This is a genomic window from Streptomyces hygroscopicus (assembly GCF_026168105.1).
Classification (GTDB): Bacteria; Actinomycetota; Actinomycetes; order Streptomycetales; family Streptomycetaceae; genus Streptomyces; species Streptomyces hygroscopicus_D.
Genome location: NZ_LBMW01000006.1, coordinates 169064 through 189502, shown reverse-complemented (window position 1 = coordinate 189502; position 20439 = coordinate 169064). Strand labels below are relative to the sequence as shown.

Here is a 20439-nt window from a genome sequence, read left to right as displayed (position 1 = left end):
ACACAACGCACCGCGGGGGCCAGTCCCTTCGGACCGGCCCCCGCGAGGGTCATTCCTTCCGACTCCGAACGACGTCGGCTACTGCATGACGGCCATGGCGAGCGCGCGGCGGGCGCGCAGCGAGGCGCGCTCGGCCCGGCGCTGCATCCGGCGGGCCATCGCCAGGCGCACGGCCCGGCGTTCCCGCTCGGCCTCGTGCAGTCGCTCGCGCATATGCGCACGAGCCATGGCTTCTGGGATGAGTTGCATCTCTCGGGTCCTGTTCTGACGCAAGGTGTTCGCGCTCGAGGTGGTGAAGTCTGGGATCACGGAGCCTGCGGGCTCGCTGGGGGACGGCTTCATCGGGGCCTGCTTCTTGGGGTCGTGCGTGAGGGGACGGTCGATTGTTCCTGGGGTGTTCATGCCGTGACCGGGTTCTTGCGCGGGCGGCCACGCGGCCGCTTCCGGGCGACGACGACACCTTGGACGAAGAGCTCGCCACCCCAGACGCCCCAGGGCTCACGCCGCTCCTTGGCGCCGGCGAGGCAGGCCTCGATCAGCGGGCAGGTGCGGCAGAGGGACTTGGCGTACTCGACGTCGGCCGGCGACTCGGCGAAGAAGACCTCCGGGTCGTAGGAGCGGCAGGGGACGGGCACGCCGAGGTTCTCGATGGCGTCGTCGAGCGCGGTGAGCGCGGTGAGCGGGGTCAAGGTGGAGTCCTCCGTGAGGCCGGGCGGGGGGAGCGTTTGTGAAAGCGGTACGGACGGGGCGTGCGCTTCGAGTTGCACGGTTCGTCTTCCTCGTCTGGTCGTTCCGGCCCTGTGGGACCGGGTGGCGGCTTGGTACCGGGTTCTTTTCTTGTCCCGAGGCCCCTTCGGCCTGCTGTCCCCGTTCGGGGAAAACAGAAGGGCCGCGGATCCCGGATGGGGTTCCGCGGCCCTGAAGGCGCCGGCCTGATCGGTATCAGGCTGGATCACTCCAGGGTTCTGGCCCACGGAAGGCCCACATCTGGTGGTGGTGCGTCGTCTGCTTCCGGAATCCGGCACCGGTCGCCGCGAAGGCATAGGCCTGGGCCTGTGCCGCTACTGCATCCAGTGCCTTGGTCGGTCGCTCATTGCGCTCACGGATGGGAAGACCCGCGAGAGACAGGGAGGACTCCGGACGCACGGCACGGATGCCGGACAGACCGGTGCCCCGGCCGGAAACGCCGAGCATGCACGTGGAGACGACCGAGCGATCGGTCAGTTTGGCGGTGCTGACGGAGCTGGTCTTGATGCTGATCACTTCAATCGCCTCCTCTCGGCGTCTCGGGGGACCGAGCTTGAGCCGGTCCGACGGATAGACAAGTACACCACGGAATCGGGGCCTCCGAGAAGGCCGCCGTCCCCGTGCCTAAGAACCTATGGGGATTGCTGGGGCATGCGCAAACTATTTTTTCGACGAGTTCGTATCAGTCCCCGTTGTCCTGTTCAGCGGTATCCCCGCCTGCGCAGATGGCCAGCACGTCGGCTCCGTAGCGGTTGAGCTTGCGGACGCCGACTCCCGGGATGCGTGCCAACTCGCGCTCGTCGTCGGGGACCGCTTCGGCGATCGCGATCAGGGTCTTGTCGGTGAAGACGCAGAACGCCGGCTGTCCGCTGCGCCTGGCCTGTACCGCCCGCCACTCGCGCAGCCTCTCGTAGAGACCCTCGTCCATGTCGGAGGGGCAACCGTCGCAGCGCATCAGCTTCATCTCACCGGCGTCCGACAATGTGCGCCCGCACACCCGGCATCGGGCCGGGGTTCTGCTCGTGCGCCGCGGAGCGACCGTCGTACCACCGGTGTTCAAGCCGCGGAAGCCGCGTTCGATGCCTCCGCTGCCACCGGCGACGGTGCGGCCGGCACCGGCGGACGTGCCGCGGCGCAGTCCGTCGAGGAAACGGCTGGGCCCTCGGCTGGGGCGGCCGCCGGGCGAGCGGGACAGGGCCCAGGAGAGATGGAGGTGTTCTCGGGCGCGGGTGACCCCTACATAGAGGAGGCGGCGTTCCTCTTCGATCTGCTCGTCGGTCCTGGCGTAGGTGATCGGCATCATTCCCTCGGCGACACCGACGAGGAAGACGGCGTCCCATTCCAGGCCCTTGGCGGAGTGCAGGGAGGCGAGGGTGACTCCCTGCACGGTCGGCGCGTGCTGGGCGTTCGCGCGCTCGTCGAGCTCCGCCACGAGCTCGGCGAGGGTGGCATCGGGCTTGGCCGCGGCGAAGTCCTGGGCGAGGTTCACGAGCGCGGCCAGGGACTCCCATCGCTCTCTGACCGCTCCGGAGCCCGCCGGAGGCGTGGGAGTCCAGCCTTCGCCCGAGAGGACGGCACGCACCTGGGAGGGCAGGTCGACCGCGTTGTCCAAGAGGGAGTCGTTGGCGCCGAAACGGGCGGCGCCGCGCAGGGCGATGCCCGCCTTGCGCACCTCGGGGCGGTCGAAGAACCGCTCGGCGCCACGCAGCTGATAGGGAACCCCGGCGTCCGCGAGGGCCTGTTCGTAGATCTCTGACTGGGAGTTGGTGCGGAACAGGATCGCGATCTCGGCCGGGGGGATCCCGGAGGCGAGCAGGTCACGGATGCGCCGGGCCGCGCCCTCGGCCTCGGCGGGCTCGTCTGCGTACTCGGTGTAGACGGGTTCGGGGCCCGGGGCGCGCTGGGAGATCAGCTCGAGCCGGTGGTCAGCGGCACGGCCGCGGGCCTGGGCGAGGAGGCCGTTGGCCAGATGGACGACCTGGGGTGAGGAGCGGTAGTCACGGACCAGTTTGACGACGGTGGCTCCGGGGTGACGGACGCGGAAGTCGAGAAGGTGGTCGGGCGTGGCGCCCGTGAAGGAGTAGATGGTCTGGCTGGCGTCGCCGACGACACACAGGCTGTCGCGGTCGCCGAGCCACAGCTCCAGCAGCCGCTGCTGGAGTGGGCTGACGTCCTGGTACTCGTCGACCACGAAGTGCTGGTACTGGGCGCGGACCTCGTCCGCGATGTCGTGCCGGTCCTGGAGGATGCCGACGGTCAGGAGGAGGACGTCCTCGAAGTCGATGACGGCTCGCTCCCGCTTGAGGTTTTCGTAGGTGGCGTAGAGCTGGGCGATCTCGGCGGGGTCGCGGGGGGCCTCACGGGCTGTCTTGGCAGCCGCGGCGGCGTAGTCGGCGGGGACGGTCTGGGTGACCTTGGACCACTCGATTTCGGCGGTCACGTCCCGGAGTTCGTTGCGGTCGAGGCGGATTCGGCAGGCGGCGGCCGCGTCCGCGACGATCTGGATCTTGCGATCCACGATTTTCGGGATGCCGCCACCGACTGCTTTCGGCCAGAAGTACTGGAGTTGACGCAGGGCGGCGGAGTGGAAGGTGCGGGCCTGGACGCCGGCGGCCCCGAGCTGGCGGAGGCGGCCGCGCATCTCACCGGCTGCGCGGTTGGTGAAAGTGACGGCGAGCACACTGGAGGGCTGGAGGATGCCGGCGCGCACCCCGTAGGCGATGCGGTGGGTGATGGCTCGTGTCTTGCCGGTGCCGGCGCCTGCCAGCACGCACACCGGGCCGTGCAGCGCGGTCGCGACCTCGCGCTGCTCGGGGTCGAGCCCTTCGAGTACCGCGTCGGCCCCACTCGGCAGAGCGGAATATTGGCCGCTGCCGGGGACCTGCGGGAAGGGGGTGGAGTGCGTTGCTGCTGTCACCCCGCCATGCTGCCAGGTCGGCCGAGACGGGTGCGGCGGTTGTCCACAGGGAGACGGCTGCAGTCGTACTAATACGGCTGATGTGCAGGCGCGCGCTTGCCGACGCGGCAGACGCGCGCTTGCTCATGCGGCAGCGGCCGCGCTTTCATGCGGCAGGCCCACACCCCGGGAAGGACAAAAGGTCCGGTTACCGCAGGGGCGGGAATGGTGGAACGTTCACGTATGTTGCCTTGTCAGCGAGTACGCATCCCAAGCCGCAAAGGAGCGCGACAGATATGCCGGGCACTGTGACGATGTACAGCACCTCGTGGTGTGGCTACTGCCATCGGCTGAAGAGCCAGCTGGACCGGGAGGGCATCGCGTACAACGAGATCAACATCGAGCAGGACCCGGACTCCGCGGCGTTCGTGGAGAAGGCGAATGGCGGAAACCAGACGGTTCCGACCGTGCTGTTCCCGGACGGTTCGACCCTCACGAACCCGTCGCTGGCACAGGTCAAGCAGAAGATCGGTGCCTGACCGCTCCGCGGCCGGGGCTGTGACGAAGGCGGTCCCTGAGGTGTCTCAGCGACCGCCTTCGTGTGGTTTGTCCCACACCAGCGTGTAGCGCCACAGGAGCCGACGCCGGAACCGGCAGCCTGGCAACAGGCGCCTGGCGGTCTCCCGGACCTGGCCCCAGTGCATGGTCGAGTCCTCGATGGGCATGCCGACGGGGCCGCCCTTCCCGCCCCTCAGCAGGGCGTGGAACCGGCTCGCGGGCACGCCGCATCCGCTGACCACCCAGTCCAGAAGCGTCCTGTTGTTCGCCAGCCCGACGATCATCAGCCGGCCGCCGGGCGAGAGCAACCGCACGAGAGGGGCCACCCCGTCCTCGAAGGCCGTGTGGTGGACGACGGCGACGGCGCTGATGAAGTCGTACGTGCCTTCCCGCAGGGACGCCCCGTCGAGGTAGTCCCCTTCCAGGAACGTGACGTTCCGGGGCACGTCATCGCGCGCCAGCCGGATCATCTCCGGCGAGCGGTCCACGCCCGTCACGGACCCGGCCCTGGCGGCGAGCTTACGGGCGAGCAGTCCGTCGCCGCAGCCGATGTCGAGGGCCCTGCGGCAGCCCTCGGGGACGGCGGCGAGCACCACGGGGTGGTAGTGGACGTTGTGGTTCCAGTACGGGTCGCTCATCGGACCGCCAGGTCAGACGCTCCTCGTCGGCAGCGGCTTGCCGTACCAGAGTTCGATCAGGCGGGCGGCGATGGAGATGCCGTACGGGGGCAGCACCTCTCCGGACTCGAAGGCGGCCCGCAGTTCTTCGCGGGAGAACCAGCGCGCCTCGTGGATCTCGTCGCCGTCGACGTTGATCTCAGTGGAGGTGGCGCGGGCGAGGAAGCCGAGCATCAGGCTGGACGGGAAGGGCCAGGGCTGGCTGGCGACGTACTCGACCTCGCCGACGGTGATGCCCGCTTCTTCGAAGACCTCGCGGCGCACCGACTGCTCGATGGACTCGCCCGGTTCGACGAAGCCCGCGAGGGTCGAGAAACGGCCCTCGGGCCAGTGCACCTGGCGGCCCAGCAGGATGCGGTCCTCCTCGTCGGTGACGGCCATGATCACCGCGGGGTCGGTGCGCGGGTAGTGCTCGGCGCCACAGGCAGGGCAGCGGCGGATGTGACCGGCGGCCGCGATGACCGTGCGTTCGCCGCAGCGCGAGCAGAATCGGTGCATGCGCTGCCAGTTCTCCAGGGCGACCGCGTGCACCATCAGTCCCGCCTCGCGCGGGGACAGCAGCAGTCCGGCCTCGCGCAGGCCGGCCGGGCGCGCGGACTGGTCGATGCGGCCCGGGAGGGCGTCCTTCTGGAGGGCGAAGTAGCTGACGCCGTCCTCGTCGGTGCCCAGGAAGTAGCGGTGGGCCTCCGTGAGGGGTGCCTCGAAGGAGGGGGTCATGACCAGTTCGGTACGGCCGTCGGGCGTCTCGTCGATGAGGACCTGACCGCCGGAGACCACGAAGCAGCGGGTGGTGGGGTGGCTCCACGCCGCGGCGAGCCAGGCCTCGTCGAGCCGGTGGTGGGCGGCCCGGTCGATGCCGCTCGGGGCGGTGAGCGAGATGGGCCGGTCGGCGGTGTGGTCGGTCCAGGTGGTCACGGGTGCTTCCAACTCCCCCGGTGGAACGGATGTTTCGGCGGGCGGTTCAGCGGTACGTACGGCCGGAACGGACCGGGTCCGGCGGGCCTTGGGCATGCGGGGCGGCCCTTTCAGTGTGCCGTGTCCCGCGGTCCGTCCGGCCGGGCTTCCGCCCACTGGGATGGTCAGTCCGCATCGCGCCAGTTCTCCCCCAGGTCGCCCCACAGATATGCGGCGGTCTCGACGCCTTTGAGAAGCAGATCGAGTTCGACCTTCTCGTTCGGGGCGTGCCAGCCGTCGGACGGGACCGAGATACCGAGGAACAGCACGGGTGCGCCGAGGACGTCCTGGAGATCCGCGGCTGGTCCCGAGCCACCTTCGCGGGTGTAGCGGACCGGCTGCCCGAAGGCACGGCCCATGGCTCGCGCGACGGACTGCAGAGCGGGGTGGTCCAGGGGCGTCAGGCAGGGGCGGGTGGCCCCGCTGAAGGTGATCTCGTGCCGGATCCCGGCGGGCAGCTGGTCGGCGGCCCAGGTGCGGACGGCCTTCTCGATGTGGTCGGGATCCTGGCCGGCGACGAGCCGGAAGGAGAGTTTGACCATGGCCGAGGACGGGATGATCGTCTTGCTGCCGGGGCCCTGGTAACCGCCGCCGATGCCGTTGACCTCGGCGGTGGGGCGGGCCCATATGCGCTCCAGGGTGGTGTGTCCGGCCTCGCCGTACGTGGCGGTCGACCTGGCGGTGCGCAGCCACTGCTCCTCGTCGAAGGGCAGTTCGGCGAACAGCTCGCGTTCGCGGTCGGTGAGTTCGGTGACACCGTCGTAGAACCCGGGTACCGCCACGCGCGCGTGCTCGTCGTGCAGGGCGGCGACCAGGCGGGCGGCCGCGGTGGCGGGGTTGGGCACGGCGCCGCCGAAGGAGCCGGAGTGGATGTCCTGCTCGGGGCCGTGCAGTGTGATCTCGCACTCGGCGAGCCCGCGCATGCCCGTGCACAGGGTGGGGGTGTCCGAGGACCACATGCCGGTGTCGGAGACGATCACTGCGTGGGCGGCCAGCCGGTCCGCGTGCCGCTCGACGAGGGTGCGGAAGTTCGGCGAGCCGGACTCCTCCTCGCCCTCGATCAGCAGCTTCAGGTGGACCGCCGGGGCGGTGCGCCCGGTGGCGGCGAGGTGGGCGCGGACCCCGAGTGTGTGGAAGAACACCTGCCCCTTGTCGTCGGCGGCACCGCGCGCATGGAGACGGTTCTCGCGGATCACCGGCTCGAAGGGGTCGCTGTCCCAGCCGTCCTCGCGGGCGGCGGGCTGTACGTCGTGATGGCCGTAGACCAGGACGGTGGGCGCCTGCGGGTCGTCGCAGGGCCATTCGGCGAAGACGGCGGGGGCGCCGTCCGTCGGCCACACCTCGGTGGTGGGGAAGCCGGTTTCCCGGAGCTTGGCGGCGAGCCACTCGGCGCTGTGCCGCACGTCCGCCGCGTGCTCGGGCTGGGCGGAGACCGACGGGATGCGCAGCCACTCCGCGAGGTCGTCGAGGAAGGCGGCGCGGTGGCGGTCGATGTACGTGCGGACGGCGCTGTCCGGGGTCTCGCTCATGGCCACGAGCCTATCCGCCCCCGCCGACATCCAGATCCGCCGGTTCCTCGCTGCGAGGGTCGGACAGCAGCAGCCGCTCCAGCGCGGCCCGGTCCGGGAGGCCGTCGGGTCGTACGACCTCGCCGCTGCGTACGTACACGAACACGGCCTTGACGGCTTCCAGGGGCACGCCCTGCTGCTCGGCCCAGGCGAGCCGGTACAGGGCGAGCTGGAGCGGGTCGCCGGTGCGGGCACGGCCGGTCTTCCAGTCGACGATCTCGTACGCCGTCCCGTCGACGTCGTCCGTGCGATAGACGGCGTCGATGCGGCCCCGCACCACGCGTCCGCCGATGGAGAGCTGGAAGGGTGCCTCGACGCGGTACGGGGTGCGGTGCGCGAAGGGCGTGCGTTCGAAGGCCTCCTTGAGGGCCTCGAGGTCTTGCTCGTCGGCGATCTCGGCCTCGCCGCCGGGCAGCTCCTCGGGCTCCAGCATGGGCAGCCGCAGCTCCTCGAAGCGGGCCTCGACCCAGGCGTGGAAGCGGGTGCCACGACGCGCGGCGGGTTGCGGGGGGCGCGGCACGGGACGCGCGAGCTCCCGGGCGAGCCCGTCCGGGTCGGCGACCAGGCGCAGCACCTGGGACGCGGTCAGCGACGGCGGCAGGGGTACGTCGGTGACGCCCGCGCGGGCGCGCACCAGCTCCCCGGCGAGGGCGTCCAGGTCGCGGTCCCAGGAGGCGACGGCGCGCACCTCCTCCGGTGTGAGCGCGGGTTGATCCTCGGCCGGGTGCCGGCGGGCGTGCGGGACGGTCGGGGCGCCGTCGCCGCCGGGTACGCGCGCGTGGGGTGCGCGGGGCGGGTCCGCCGGGCGGTCCGTCGTCCAGGAGTCCCAGTCGGAGGCTTCCTCCTGAGGGAAGTCGTCGCGGTGATCGTCGGGGTGGTCGTCGTGCAGGTCGTCGCGGGGGCCTTCGCCCCCGTAGAGGTCGTCGTCGTGCGGTGGAGGCGGCCATTCCGGGTCGTCGTACGCGGAGGGGACATGGGCGGCCGCGGGGTGGACGGCGTCGTGCGTCGCGACCCGGTCCAGATGGGCCAGCACGGTCTCGGCGGCGGCCCGGCGGCGGGCGAGGGCCGCCTCGTCCAGCGGGAGCGGCCAGGCATGGTCGGCGATGTCCTCGCGCAGAGCCGGGTTCTCCTCGTCCTCGGCGGGCTCCTCGGCCCAGGCCTCGATCTCGCCGAACCCGGCGGCGCAGTGGTCGTAGAGGGCCCGGAGGAAGTCCGAGGGTCCCCGGGGGCGCTTCTGGGTGGGTCCCCACCAGTGCCCGGAGCCGAGGAGCAGGGAGCGGGGGCGGGTGAAGGTGACGTAGCCGAGGCGGAGCTCCTCGGTGTGCTGGTGCTCCTTCATGGCCTCGTGGAAGTCCTTCAGGCCCCGCGAGTCCCACGTCTCGACGTCGGGCAGGGTGTCGGCGTCGCCGCGCAGCGCGTGCGGCAGGACCTTGCCCTGGGCGGTCCACTTCTCACGGCCCTGGGTGCTCGGGAAGGTACCGGTGACCAGTCCGGGGACGGCCACGACGTCCCATTCCAGGCCCTTGGACTTGTGCGCGGTGAGCACCTTGACGGTGTTCTCACCGCCCGGCAGGGCGTTGTCGAGGCCCTTCTCGTACTGGGCTGCGGTGCGCAGGAAGCCGAGGAAGGCCAGGAGGGTGGCGTCCGGTTCGTTGGCGGCGAAGGACGCGGCGATGTCCAGGAAGTTCGACAGGGTTTCGCGGCGGCGGGCGGCCAGCGCGTGCGGCGACGCGGACAGCTCCACCTCCAGGCCGGTGACGGCGAGCACCCTGTGCAGCACGTCCATCAGCGGGTCGGCGAGGGAGCGGCGCAGCTCGCGCAGTTCTGCGGCGAGGCGCGCGAACCGCACGCGCGCGTCGGGCGAGAAGGGCAGCCCGTCGTGGTCCCGCTCGGCCTGCATCGGCAGCTCGAGAAACGTGTCGAGGGCGTCGGCGAGCGATGTCACCTCGGACGGGTCGACGCCCTCGACGGCCGCGGCGAGCCGGCGCTCCGGGTCGTCGGCGGCGTCCACGCGCGCGTGGGACACGAGCAGCCGGGCGCGCCGGCCCAGGAGGGCGAGGTCGCGGGCGCCGATGCGCCAGCGCGGACCGGTGAGCAGGCGGACCAGGGAGGCGTTGGCGCCGGGGTCCTGGAGGACCTCGCAGACGGCGACAAGGTCGGCGATCTCGGGCAGGTGCAGCAGCCCGGACAGACCCACGACCTCCACCGGGATGTCGCGGTCGACGAGGGCGCCCTGGATCTCGGCGAAGTCGGACGCCGTGCGGCACAGGACCGCGATCTCGCCGGGCGCCGTACCGGTGTGCACGAGGTGGGCGATGGTGTCGGCGATCCAGTCGATCTCCTCGGCATGGGTGCGCAGCAGCGCGCAGCGGACCCGTCCGTCGCGTTCGGCGCCGGGGGCGGGGCGGAGGGCCTGCACGCCCGCGTGCATCGCGCGCAGCGGCTCCGCGAGGCCGTTGGCGAGATCGAGGAGGCGGCCGCCGCTGCGGCGGTTCTCGCCGAGCGCCTGGCGGGTTGCCGGGCGGCCGTCGGCGTGCGGGAAGTGCTCGGGGAAGTCGTCCAGGTTGGCGACGGACGCGCCGCGCCAGCCGTAGATCGCCTGGCAGGGGTCGCCCACGGCGGTGACGGGGTGGCCGGTGCCCCCGCCGAACAGCCCGGCGAGCAGGACGCGTTGAGCCACCGACGTGTCCTGGTACTCGTCGAGCAGCACCACACGGAACTCGTCGCGCAGCACGCGCCCCACCTCGGGAAGGCCCGCCAGGTTCGCCGAGAGGGCGATCTGGTCGCCGAAGTCGAGGAGGTCGCGCTCCCGCTTGGCCGCGCGGTAGCGGCCGACCAGCTCGGCCAGTTCACGGCGGGCGGTGGCCGTCTCCGGAACCTTGCGCAGGTCGGCGTTGCTGAGGCGGACGCCGTCCAGGGTGCGCAGCAGACCGGCGTCGTACGCCCGCAGGTCCTCCGGTCGTACGAGGTGTTCGGCCAGCTCGGAGTCGAGGGCGAGGAGATCGCTGACGAGGTCCGGGAAGGAGCGGGTCAGCGCCGGGTAGGGGCCGTGGGCCTCGCGCAGCACACGCGCGGCGAGCTGGTAGCGGGTGGCGTCGGCGAGCAGGCGCGAGGTCGGCTCGAGTCCGATGCGCAGCCCGTGATCGGCCAGCAGACGGCCCGCGAACGCGTGGTAGGTGGAGATCACGGGCTCGCCGGGCGGGTTGTCCGGGTCGATCACGTCCGGGTCGGTGACGCCCGCCCTGACGAGTGCTTTGCGGACGCGCTCGGCGAGTTCACCGGCGGCCTTGTTGGTGAACGTCAGGCCGAGGACCTGTTCCGGCGCGACCTGTCCGGTGCCGGCGAGCCACACCACGCGGGCCGCCATCACCGTGGTCTTGCCCGACCCGGCACCTGCCACGATCACCTGCGGGGCGGGCGGCGCGGTGATGCAGGCCATCTGCTCCCGGGTGAACGGGATGCCGAGGAGCTCCTTGAGCTCATCGGGGTCGGTGATACGAACGGGCACGTCCGAGAGGCTAGCGGCGGCCACTGACAGCGGATGCCGGACCGCTTGCCGGAGCCGGAGAAACGCTGGTCGGCAGGTGTGGTGCGATCCATCACACAGACGTTCTCAAACCACGACTGTCGTCATTCCACGCGGCCTCACCCCACGCGGCCTCACCCCACGCGGCCTCACCCCACGCGGCCTCATCCCACGCGACCTCACCCCACGCGACCTCACTCCACGCGGCCTCATTCCACGACGTGACGGCCCTCCGGCCGCGCGCTGCACGAGGCCCGGAACGCGCAGTGCGTGCAGTGTTGCCCCGTCGTCGGCGAGAAGCGCTCGTCGAGGACCTTGCCCGCGGCGGAGGCCAGCAGCTCGCCCACCCACTCTCCCGCCAGGGGCTCCTGAGCCTGCACCTTGGGCAGACCCTCGCCGCCGTCCTTCTTGGCGGCGCCCTGCCTCAGCTGGACGAGTTCGGCACCGCCCGGCTCCGGGCGTCTGCCGTCGAAGGCCTCGTCGACGGCGCCCTCGCGCACGGCGAGCTGGTAGACGGCGAGCTGCGGATGGCGGGCCACCTCGGCGGCGCTGGGTGCCTGCTTGCCGGTCTTGAAGTCGACCACATAGGCGCGACCTTCGCCGTCCGCCTCGACGCGGTCCATGGATCCGCGGATGCGCACCTGGTAGTCGCCCGACTCGAGGGTGACGTCGAAGTCGTGCTCGCTGGCCACCGGGGTGCGGCCGTCACGGACGCCGTTGGAATCCACGTGCCACCTCAGGAAGCGTTCGAGCGCCACGCGCGCGTTCTCCTTCTCCTGCGCGGACTTCCACGGCGCGTCGAAGGCGAGCGCGTTCCACACCGAGTCGAGGCGCTCCATGAGCACGGCGAGGTCCGCGGGGGTGCGTCCGGACGCCACCTCGTCGGCGAGGACGTGCACCACGTTGCCGATGCCCTGGGCGGCGGTCGCCGGCGCGTCGGCCTTCACCTCGCGCCCCAGGAACCACTGCAGGGCACAGGTGTTGGCGAGCTGGTCCAGGGCGCTTCCGGAGAGCACGACGGGCTGGTCGCGATCGCGCAGCGGCACCTTGCTCTCGGTCGGGTCCCACATACCCCACCAGCGGTAGGGGTGCGCGGACGGAACCAGGGGACGGCCGTCCTCGTCGGCGAGCGCGGCGAGCCGGGCCAGTCGGCGCGCGGCGGCCTCCCTGAAGGCGGCCGAGGCGCGCGGGTCGACGGTCGTGGCGCGCAGCTCGGCGACGAGCGCGGCCACGGACAGCGGACGGCGCGGACGGCCGGTGACGTCCCTTGGCTCGACGCCGAGTTCGGCGAGGAAGCGGGACGGCTGGTCGCCGTCGTCCGCGGGGGCCTTCACGGCGGTGGCGACCAGGCGTTCACGCGCTCGCGTGCACGCCACGTAGAACAGTCGTCGTTCCTCGGCCAGCAGGGCGCCAGGAGTGAGGGGTTCGGCGAGGCCGTCACGGCCGATGCGGTCGGCCTCCAGCAGGGAGCCACGGCGGCGCAGGTCGGGCCACAGGCCTTCCTGGACGCCCGCGACGACGACCAGGCGCCACTGCAGGCCCTTGGAGCGGTGCGCGGTCATCAGGCGTACGGCGTCGGGGCGGACGGCCCGGCGGGTGAGCGTGTCGGCGGCGATGTCCTGGGCCTCGATCTCCTCCAGGAAGTTGAGGGCGCCGCGCCCGCCGGTGCGCTCCTCGGCCCGCGCGGCGGTCGCGAACAGGGCGCACACGGCGTCGAGATCGCGGTCCGCGTTGCGCCCGGCCGCGCCGCCGCGCCGGGAGGCACTCTCCAGGCGTCTCGGCCAGGGTGTGCCGTCCCACAGCTCCCACAGGGCCTCCTCCGCCGTGCCGCCGCCCGCCAGCCGCTCACGCGCCTTCCGGAGCAGTGCGCCGAGGCGCTGGGCCCCCCGCGCATACGCCGGGTCGTGCGCCACCAGGCGTTCGGGCTCGGCCAGCGCCCGCGCGAGCAGTTCGTCGGAGGGCGGCGGAACGGGGTTGCCCGCGGCCCGCTCCTCCTCGCGCAGGGCACGGCCCAGGCGACGCAGGTCCGCGGTGTCCATGCCTGCGAGCGGGGAGGTGAGGAGGGTGAGCGCGGTCTCGGTGTCGAGCCAGCACGCCTCGGCGCCCGCCTCGTCGTCGGCGACGTCCGCCTGAACCGCGGCATCCGTTTCCGCGTCCGGGGTGTCGGCAGTCGCTTCGGAGTCCTCGCCCGGGGCGAAGGCACCCGCGCGTACCCCGTCGTCCTTGGACCGGGCGTCCGCAGGCGCGCGTACCTCGCTGTCCGCACCCGCGTCAGGAGCGCACGCACTCTCGCATGCCACGCCGTCCTCGTCAGGAGCGCAGGCACGGGCCCCTACCTCGTCGTCCACGTTCGGGGCGTGCGCACGGGTTCCTGCCCCGTCCTCCTCGTCCGGGTCGTGCGCACGCGCGCGTACGCCGTCTTCCGCCGAGGTGTGCGCACGCACGCGTACGTCTTCCGCCGAGGTGTGCGCACGCGCGTGCACGCCGTCGTCCCTGCCCGACGCCTCTGCCCGCGCCACCGCGCGCAGGGCCGTCAGCAGAGGCGTCACCGCGGGTTCGTGGCGCAGCGGCAGGTCGTCGCCGTCGATGTCCAGGGGAACCCCGGCGGCTGTGAGGACGCGGCGCACCGTCGGGAGCGTGCGGGCTCCGGCGCGCACCAGGACGGCCATCTCGCCCCACGGGACACCGTCCTCCAGGTGCGCTCGCCGCAGGATGTCGGCGATGTTGTCCAGCTCCGTGCCGGGGGTGGGATACGTGTAGACCTCGACGCGCCCCCCGTCATGCACCGCGGCGAGTTCCCGGTGGGCGCGCACCTTCTCCGCCGGAAGGCGGGTCAGCGGCATGCGCCGGGTCAGCAGGCGGGTGGCGGACAGGAGGGCGGTGCCGGAGCGGCGGGACGTCCTGAGGACCTCCACGGGTGCCGGTGCGCCGTCGGCGCGCGGGAAGGCGTACGGGAAGTCGAGGATGCCGCCCACGTCGGCCCCCCGGAAAGCGTAGATCGACTGGTCGGGATCGCCGAGGGCCACCAGGGTCCGGCCGCCGCCCGCAAGAGCGCGCAGAAGGCGTACCTGCGCCGGATCGGTGTCCTGGTACTCGTCCACGTAGACGGCGTCGTACTGCCCGGCCAGCCGCTCGGCGATCCGGGGACGGCGGGCCAGCAGCACCGCGCGGTGGACCAGCTCCGCGTAGTCGATCACTCCCTGGAGGTCGAGGACGTCCAGGTACTCGGCGAGGAAGGCGGACGCGGCCTCCCAGTCGGGGCGGCCGATGCGCGCGGCGAAGCGGCGGAGGGCGTCCGGGCCGAGGCCGAGTTCGCGGCTGCGGGCCAGCACGGCGCGAACTTCGTCGGCGAAGCCGCGCGTGGTCAGACAGGCACGCAACTCGTCGGGCCAGCGCACGTGCGCGAGGCCCAGGCGCTCGAGGTCGGGCTGGCCGGCAAGCAGTTCGCGCACCGTCACGTCCTGCTCGGGACCGGACAGCAGGCGCAGGGGCTCGACGAATAGGTCGGTGTCCTGGTGGGCGCGGATCAGGGCGTAGCAGAACGAGTGGAACGTGGAGGCCTGCGGGGCGTGTGCCGCCCCGATCCGCAGCGCCATCCGGTCGCGCAGGTCGACGGCGGCCTTGCGGCTGAATGTCAGCACCAGGATGCGCTCCGGGTCGCCCCCGCGGGCGATCCTTGCGGCCACGGACTCGACGAGCGTGGTCGTCTTGCCGGTGCCCGGGCCCGCGAGGACGAGCAGCGGACCGGCCTCATGGTCAACCACCGCCCGCTGTGCGGCGTCCAGTCGAGGAGGAGCCACCCTGGCAGGCGGGGTACGCACCAGCCGGTAAGCGCCACGACTGCCCTGCCGCACCTGGGGGTGCGGCAGGCGCCTGGTGGAGGAAGAGGAGCTCACGTGGTTCGCCGGTCCTGGTGGTCGTACTCGGGGCTGTCACTGTCGGCGCCGGGCGCCGTCGTCGAGAGGCGGTGGTCGGGAGACGGGTGGGAGGACGGCCGCGCGAGGAGAGCGGTGGCCGAGGGATGAGGGTGACGCGCGCCCTTGACGCTACGCCCGCGCGTGCCGCGGAGGCATCGCTTCCCCTTGTTCCCATGGGTCCGTCGGGTCACGCGTGTCCCCCGCTGCACGAACGTACGGCATGTCACGGACGTGCCGTGCTTCCCCCGAACGGGCCACGCGTTCCCGTTCGGCCCGTCCGATGCCCGAAGCTGTCAGGTGTGACCCTCCGCGCGTTCGTCGCCGTCCCATCTCGCTCGCCTCATGTCGACCCGCGGCATATGGCCCTCGGACGCGCGGCCGGCCTCGCGCAGCGGGGTGCCCTCCTGGCGGTAGTGGCCCAGGGCCTCCAGTTCGTGCCCCGGGAGCAGCACGCCGTCCGCGCGGATGACGCGCCACCAGGGGACCGCTCCCCCGTAAAGGGCCATGACGCGGCCCACCTGGCGCGGGCCGCCCTCCTCCAGCCACTCGGCCATGTCGCCGTAGGTCATCACACGCCCCGGCGGAATATGTTCGGCCAGGTCAAGGACCCGTTCCGCGTATTCCGGCAGGGCGTCCGCCGGAAGGCTCTCCTCACTCATCCGCACCATCCTGCCGCACCCCACCGACAATGTGATGTGAGAGCTGCCGAGCGTGGCCCTCGCCCCGGCGCGGTGCTTCGGGCAGACTGTGCGCCCCCGCATTTGCACCCTGATGCCCCTCTGTGTCGGGTGGGCATGCCACCATCGTGCGGGCGGTGACTGGTGATACGAGATCAAGAAGAGACGATGAAGCAGCAGGGCGTGCACCCCGATGGCGCGGCGGGCACCTCTGAGGATTCGTCGCGCCCGGAAACCGCCGCCACGGGTGACAGCACCGCGGACGGGAACACCGCGGACCGGAACGCCACGGGTGACAGCACCGCGGACGGGAACAACACGAACCGAAACACCGCGCGTGACAGCACCGCGGACCGCGACACCGCGGATGACAGCACCGCGGACCGGAACAGTGCGGGTGAGAACGCCTCCGACCGGAACACAGACGACGGGGCGCCCGAGAAGGCGCACGTCGGCGAAACCATGCATGACAAGGCGCGTGCCCATGACGAACCTCAGGTGGACGAGCCGCGGGTAAGGGACCCGCAGCAGCCCGCGGGGCCGGACGGCGACCACACCGATGAGGTGGAGGGCGACGAGCCGCTGCTCCCCGCGCGCGTGCACCGCCCTTCCGATCTGATGCGGCTCCTGGTGGGCGTGCTCGCGATCGCGGTGCTGCTGGCCGTCGCCGCGTTCGCGCACGGCACCACCTCCGGACTCGAACAGGACATCAACAAGGGCACGGGGCAGGCACCCGATCTGCTGATCAAGATCGCGGGTCTGGCGTCGAGCATCGCGATCCTCCTGGTGCCGGTCGCCTTCGCGATCGAACGGCTGATCAAGCGGGACGGGCTGCGCATCGCCGACGGCGTCCTCGCGGCGGTCCTCGCCCACGGGGTGACGCTCGCCACGGACCTATGGGTCGCCAGGGCCGCCCCGCCGTCCATCCAGGAGGCGCTCACCCAACCCTCCCCCAGCGACATCCATGCCCTGACCGACCCGGTGCACGGCTATCTCGCACCCGTCATCGCCTATATGACGGCCGTGGGCATGTCACGCAGACCGCGCTGGCGCGCCGTGCTGTGGGTGGTGCTGCTGCTCGACGCCTTCTCGATGCTGGTCACGGGCTACACGACACCGTTCTCGATCGTCCTGACGGTGCTGATCGGCTGGAGTGTCGCGGCCGGGACGCTGTACGCCGTCGGCTCTCCGAACGTACGGCCCACCGGGCGGACCCTGATGGCGGGTCTGCGCACCGTGGGCTTCCGGCCCGTGAGTGCGGCGCGCGAGGAGATGCCCGACGCCGGGGACAACGGCGACCGCGGCCGGCGCTACTTCGTCACCCTGGAGGACGGCCCGCCCCTCGACGTCACCGTCGTCGACCGCGAGCAGCAGGCCCAGGGCTTCTTCTACCGCGTATGGCGGCGAATGACGCTGCGCGGCATCACCACCCGGCGCAGCCTGCAGTCGCTGCGCCAGGCCCTCGAGCAGGAGGCGCTCCTCGCGTATGCGGCCATCGCAGCCGGAGCCAACGCGCCCAAGCTGATCGCAACCTCCGAGCTGGGGCCCGACGCGGTGATGCTCGTCTACGAGCACACCGGTGGCCGCGCGCTCGACCAGCTGGCCGACGAGGAGATCACCGACGAACTGCTGCACGACACCTGGCACCAGGTGCGGGCACTGCAGTCACGACGCATCGCACACCGCAGGCTCGCCGGCGACGCCATCGTGGTGGATCGTTCCGGCACCGTGATCCTGACGGATCTGCGCGGCGGGGAGATCGCGGCCGGCGACCTGGTACTGCGGATGGACATCGCTCAGCTGCTGGCCACGCTCGGGCTGCGGGTCGGTGCCGAGCGGGCGGTGGCGTCCGCGGTCGGCGTGCTCGGCCCGGACGCGGTCGCCGACTGTCTGCCCATGCTGCAGCCGATCGCGCTGACGCGCTCCACGCGCGCGACGCTCAGAAGACTGGCCCGCGAGCGCGCCCACCGGGAGCGGGAAGCAGTTCTGGACGCGTCCCGGCAGGCCGGGCCGGACCATCCGGACGAGGGCGGCGACGGGGCAAAAGTCACCCTGGACAAGCCCGACAAGAAGGCCGAACGCGCCGCGCACCGGGCCGAGAAGCGAGCGATCGACGAGGCGCTGGAGGAGGCACGCGAGGAGGACCTGCTCACGCAGATCCGCCACCAGGTCCTGCGGATCCGGCCCCAGGCGCCGGTCGAACCGGCCCGTCTGGAGCGTGTGCGACCCCGTACGCTGATCAGCTTCATGGCCGGGGCCATCGGCGCATATTTCCTGCTGACGCAGCTCACCCACATCCAGTTCGGCACTCTCTTCGCCAACGCGGACTGGCGCTGGGTGGCGGCGGCCGTGCTCTTCTCGGCGCTGAGCTACTTGGCGGCCGCGATGGCACTGCTGGGCTTCGTGCCCGAGCGGGTGCCGTTCCTGCGGGCCGTGGCAGCGCAGGTCGCCGGGTCGTTCGTGAAGATCGTGGCGCCCGCGGCGGTCGGCGGTGTCGCGCTCAACACGCGCTTCCTGCAGCGCGCGGGGGTCCGGCCGGGGCTGGCGGTGGCGAGCGTCGGCGCCTCGCAGCTGTTCGGACTGGGCTGCCACATCCTGATGCTGCTCTCGTTCGGCTACCTCACGGGCACCGAGAAGACGCCGTCCCTGTCGCCGTCCCGCACGGTCATCGCCGGTCTGCTGACGGTCGCGGTGCTCGTCCTGGTCGTCACGTCGGTGCCGTTCCTGCGGAAATTCGTCGTCACACGCGTGAGGTCTCTGTTCGCGGGTGTCGTACCGCGCATGCTCGACGTGCTGCAGCGACCGCAGAAGCTGGTCACCGGCATCGGCGGCATGCTGCTGCTGACCGCGTCGTTCGTGATGTGCCTGGACGCCTCGATCCGGGCGTTCGGGCACGAGGAGAAGACCACGCTGAGCCTGGCCAGCGTCGCGGTCGTCTTCCTCGCGGGCAACGCGCTCGGTTCGGCCGCCCCGACGCCGGGCGGCGTGGGCGCGGTCGAGGCGACCCTGACGGTCGGCCTCATCGCCGTCGGACTGCCCAAGGAGGTCGCGGCGCCCGCGGTCCTGCTGTACCGCCTGCTGACGCTGTGGCTGCCGGTACTGCCGGGATGGCTGTTCTTCAACCATCTGACGCGCAAGGGGGCGCTCTGAGGCCGTGCACACGGCAACGACCGTGTACGCGCGCGTGACGCCCCACGCCGGCGCGGCCCTCGGAGACGGCAGTCACCCGCACGGCCCACGCCCCGAGCGGACCGCCCGGTGCGGCCCCACGATGGGAGCATGCCCAATCGTCACAGGATCAGCGCAACTGCCCTGACCACCGCAGCCGTCATCCTGTCCGCTCTCCTGACGGGAGGCGCCACCGGCCCCGCCTACGGGGCCCTGCCCGCCAACGGCGACCTCTCCAGTCAGAAGCTGAACTGGAAGGATTGCCCTGCGCCTTCCGCGGCGGAGGGTGGCGGCAGCGCCCCCGCACCGCTGCCGGACGGCGGCCGCTGGCAGTGTGCGACCATGAAGGCGCCCCTGAACTGGAAGAGTCCAAGCGGCAGCACGATCGACATCGCGCTGATCAGGGTGAAGGCCAGCGGCCCGCCGAGCAATCGGATCGGATCGCTCATCTTCAACTTCGGGGGTCCCGGCGGCTCCGGAGTCAGCACCCTGCCCGCTTTCGCCCAGGACTACGGGACCCTGCGCACCCGTTACGACCTGGTGAGCTTCGACCCCCGCGGGGTCGGCGGCAGCGCGGGCGTCAAGTGCGAGGACGACCAACAGCTCGACGTGTACTTCCAGCAGGACGCGATCCCGGACAACGCGGCCGAGCAGAAGGCGTACCTGAACAACACCAGGCAGTTCAACAACGCCTGCAGGCAGAACTCCCGGGCGGTACTGCCCTATGTGCGCACCACTGACGCGGCCCGCGACATGGATCTGCTGCGCAAGGTGCTCGGCGACGCCAAGCTGAACTACTTCGGCATCTCGTACGGCACCGAACTCGGCGGTGTCTACGCGCACCTGTTCCCCAAGAACGTCGGACGGGCCGTGCTGGACGCCGTCGTCGACCCGACGCTGAACCCTGCACAGAGCTCACTGGGCCAGGCCAAAGGGTTCCAGCTCGCTCTCGACAACTACGCCCGGGACTGCACCTCTAAGGGCACCGCGTGCCCGGTCGGCAAAACCCCGCAGGACGTCGAGAACCGGATCGTCAAGCTGCTGAGGGACCTCGAGCGCAAGCCGATCTCCGGTATCTTCCCCCGTCGGCTGACCCAGACCGCCGCTGCCAACGGCATCGCCCAGGCGCTGTACTCCAAGGAGTTCTGGGGGTACCTCACGACGGGCCTGCAGCAGGCGTACGCCGGCGACGGCAAGGTGCTGATGCTGCTGTCGGACTCGATGAACGGACGCAACGAGAACGGCCAGTACAGCAATCTCATCCCAGCGAACGTCTCCATCAACTGTGCGGACGAGAAGCAGCGGTACACCCCGGCCGACGTGAAGGCGAAGCTGCCGCAGTTCCGGGCCGCCTCCCGGGTGTTCGGCGACTTCCTGGCCTGGTCCATCCTCAGCTGCACCGACTGGCCGGTGGCAGGAGCCGCGGGTCACCCGGAGGTGAGCGCGCCCGGTGCCGCGCCGATCCTCGTGGTCGGCAACACCGGCGACCCGGCCACACCGTACGAGGGCGCGAAGAAGATGGTGCAGGCACTGGGCAACGGTGTCGGTGTCGAGCTGACCTACAAGGGCCAGGGCCACGGCTCGTACGACAGCGGGAGCACATGCGTGCAGGGCACCGTGAACAGCTATTTGCTGAACGGAAGGGTTCCTGCGGCCGGCACCGTCTGCTCCTAGACCCGCCTGTCCCTCGTCCCCGCCGGGAGCCGCCCGGCGGGGACAGGTACGGCAAAGAACCAGGTCAGGCGGTTATC

At 71.6% G+C, this 20439-nt stretch carries 13 protein-coding genes; 3 read left to right on the top strand and 10 right to left on the bottom strand.

The features are described 5' to 3' along the window. Window positions 1-78: 78 nt before the first annotated feature. The 4 genes from AAW14_RS09190 to AAW14_RS09175 all read right to left on the bottom strand — a co-directional run bounded on the left by AAW14_RS09190 (window position 79) and on the right by AAW14_RS09175 (window position 3664). Complete coding sequence (locus AAW14_RS09190; protein WP_265561850.1) at window positions 79-402, bottom strand: hypothetical protein; 324 nt, start codon at window positions 400-402, stop codon at window positions 79-81. Further along, window positions 399-767, bottom strand: a complete 369-nt coding sequence (locus tag AAW14_RS09185; RefSeq protein WP_265561848.1) for a WhiB family transcriptional regulator — start codon at window positions 765-767, stop codon at window positions 399-401. Before AAW14_RS09185 ends, AAW14_RS09190 begins: the two co-directional genes overlap by 4 nt. A gap of 175 nt (window positions 768-942) precedes the next feature. Beyond that, entirely contained in the window at window positions 943-1263 is a 321-nt protein-coding gene (locus AAW14_RS09180; protein ID WP_265561846.1) for a hypothetical protein, read from the bottom strand. A gap of 166 nt (window positions 1264-1429) precedes the next feature. Continuing rightward, window positions 1430-3664 carry an ATP-dependent DNA helicase UvrD2 gene (locus tag AAW14_RS09175; protein WP_322741032.1) on the bottom strand — a complete coding sequence of 745 codons (2235 nt, stop codon included), beginning with the start codon at window positions 3662-3664 and terminating at the stop codon, window positions 1430-1432. Between the two features lie 275 nt (window positions 3665-3939). On the opposite strand from AAW14_RS09175, the gene AAW14_RS09170 reads away from it, so the two are divergent. After that, entirely contained in the window at window positions 3940-4182 is a 243-nt protein-coding gene (locus tag AAW14_RS09170) for a mycoredoxin (RefSeq protein WP_265561843.1), read from the top strand. 45 nt (window positions 4183-4227) lie between these two features. Here the strand turns inward: AAW14_RS09170 and AAW14_RS09165 are convergent, their stop codons facing one another. From AAW14_RS09165 to AAW14_RS09140, 6 genes are all read right to left on the bottom strand, one after another. Continuing rightward, window positions 4228-4839, bottom strand: a complete 612-nt coding sequence (locus tag AAW14_RS09165) for a class I SAM-dependent methyltransferase (RefSeq protein ID WP_265561841.1) — start codon at window positions 4837-4839, stop codon at window positions 4228-4230. 12 nt (window positions 4840-4851) lie between these two features. Next, window positions 4852-5793: an NAD(+) diphosphatase gene (gene nudC / locus AAW14_RS09160; RefSeq protein WP_265561839.1), complete on the bottom strand. Its 942-nt coding sequence runs from the start codon at window positions 5791-5793 to the stop codon at window positions 4852-4854. Window positions 5794-5957: 164 nt separating this feature from the next. Then, complete coding sequence (locus AAW14_RS09155) at window positions 5958-7361, bottom strand: dipeptidase (protein WP_265561837.1); 1404 nt, start codon at window positions 7359-7361, stop codon at window positions 5958-5960. Window positions 7362-7371: 10 nt separating this feature from the next. Continuing rightward, a complete protein-coding gene (locus AAW14_RS09150) occupies window positions 7372-10908 on the bottom strand; it encodes a UvrD-helicase domain-containing protein (protein WP_265561835.1) in 3537 nt (1178 codons plus the stop codon). Window positions 10909-11135: 227 nt separating this feature from the next. Continuing rightward, window positions 11136-14822, bottom strand: a complete 3687-nt coding sequence (locus AAW14_RS09145) for an ATP-dependent helicase (RefSeq protein ID WP_416223278.1) — start codon at window positions 14820-14822, stop codon at window positions 11136-11138. 314 nt (window positions 14823-15136) lie between these two features. Further along, window positions 15137-15502: an MGMT family protein gene (locus AAW14_RS09140; protein ID WP_322741031.1), complete on the bottom strand. Its 366-nt coding sequence runs from the start codon at window positions 15500-15502 to the stop codon at window positions 15137-15139. A gap of 186 nt (window positions 15503-15688) precedes the next feature. On the opposite strand from AAW14_RS09140, the gene AAW14_RS09135 reads away from it, so the two are divergent. Both AAW14_RS09135 and AAW14_RS09130 read left to right on the top strand, forming a co-directional pair. Next, complete coding sequence (locus tag AAW14_RS09135) at window positions 15689-18670, top strand: lysylphosphatidylglycerol synthase domain-containing protein (protein WP_265561829.1); 2982 nt, start codon at window positions 15689-15691, stop codon at window positions 18668-18670. A 129-nt stretch (window positions 18671-18799) separates the two neighbouring features. Continuing rightward, window positions 18800-20362, top strand: coding sequence for an alpha/beta hydrolase (locus AAW14_RS09130; protein ID WP_265561827.1), 1563 nt, complete (start codon window positions 18800-18802; stop codon window positions 20360-20362). The last annotated feature ends 77 nt before the right edge of the window (window positions 20363-20439 follow it).

Coding starts and splice junctions, on each gene's coding strand:
- AAW14_RS09190 (WP_265561850.1), bottom strand. CDS start 402: ATGAACACCCCAGGAACAATCGACCGTCCCCTCACGCACGACCCCAAG.
- AAW14_RS09155 (WP_265561837.1), bottom strand. CDS start 7,361: ATGAGCGAGACCCCGGACAGCGCCGTCCGCACGTACATCGACCGCCAC.
- AAW14_RS09135 (WP_265561829.1), top strand. CDS start 15,689: ATGAAGCAGCAGGGCGTGCACCCCGATGGCGCGGCGGGCACCTCTGAG.
- AAW14_RS09165 (WP_265561841.1), bottom strand. CDS start 4,839: ATGAGCGACCCGTACTGGAACCACAACGTCCACTACCACCCCGTGGTG.
- AAW14_RS09130 (WP_265561827.1), top strand. CDS start 18,800: ATGCCCAATCGTCACAGGATCAGCGCAACTGCCCTGACCACCGCAGCC.
- AAW14_RS09170 (WP_265561843.1), top strand. CDS start 3,940: ATGCCGGGCACTGTGACGATGTACAGCACCTCGTGGTGTGGCTACTGC.
- AAW14_RS09140 (WP_322741031.1), bottom strand. CDS start 15,502: ATGAGTGAGGAGAGCCTTCCGGCGGACGCCCTGCCGGAATACGCGGAA.